At 74.7% G+C, this 784-nt stretch carries 1 protein-coding gene; it reads right to left on the bottom strand.

Annotated features, from left to right (window positions below; translation table 11 throughout):
* The coding region (locus ABD308_RS18165; protein WP_344335665.1) for a TetR/AcrR family transcriptional regulator at positions 1-598 on the bottom strand (598 nt) is incomplete at its 3' end.
* Positions 599-784: the final 186 nt, after the last annotated feature.

Here is a 784-nt window from a genome sequence, read left to right as displayed (position 1 = left end):
GCACCTGGTGGTGGAAGTCGCGCCAGACCAGCTGCCGGACGAACGCCTCGGCCTCGCGCAGCGCCTCCGACCCGCCCGCCGGGGCGGCGAACACGCCCCCGTACGCGGCCAGGTAGCAGGCGCCGAGCAGGAGTTGGGCCGCCGCCACCGGATCGGCGTCCCGGCTGACCAGATCGGCCCGCTGGGCTCGCCGCAGGTAGTCGGCCAGCAGCTCGGCGGCCCGGTGCGGCCCCGCGTTGTTGGCCCGCATCCACTCCCGGTGGCGGTCGAGCAGCTTGGGCTCGGCGAAGACGGAGAGCAGCATCGGCATCGACTCGCGGTAGAACGCGAGCGCCTCCTCGGCCACCTGTTGCAGCGCCGCCCGCACCTCGCCCTCGCTGGTGACCTCCTCCGGCAGCGCCCGCAGCACCGGCAGCAGGCCGGGCAGCCGCTCGGCGAGGACGGCCAGGAAGACGTCCTCCTTGCTGCGGAAGTGGCGGTAGATGGTGCCCTCGGAGCAGCCCGCCACCTCGGCGATCTCCTTGGTGGTGCAGCGGGCCAGGCCGAGGTCCCGGATCACCCGCTCGGCGGCGTCGACGATCTGCTCGCGCATACTCATGAAGGCTCCGAGGGGACGGGGCGGCCGGTTGCGGACCGGGCCGCGGCTGCGGAGGGGTACCCGAAGGATAGCGCGCAGGTGAGTGCCCGCTCACAGGTTTCGACGAGCACGCCGGCCCCACCGCCCGCGGAGGGCGACGGGGCCGGCGCGGGAGTCGGCGGCACCGGTCAGCGAGGCGGCCCGGTA

The sequence above is a fragment of the Kitasatospora putterlickiae genome, assembly GCF_039527695.1.
In the GTDB taxonomy this organism is placed as follows: domain Bacteria; phylum Actinomycetota; class Actinomycetes; order Streptomycetales; family Streptomycetaceae; genus Kitasatospora; species Kitasatospora putterlickiae.
Note: the sequence above shows the minus strand (reverse complement) of the source record. Positions and strands in the feature narration are given on the sequence as shown.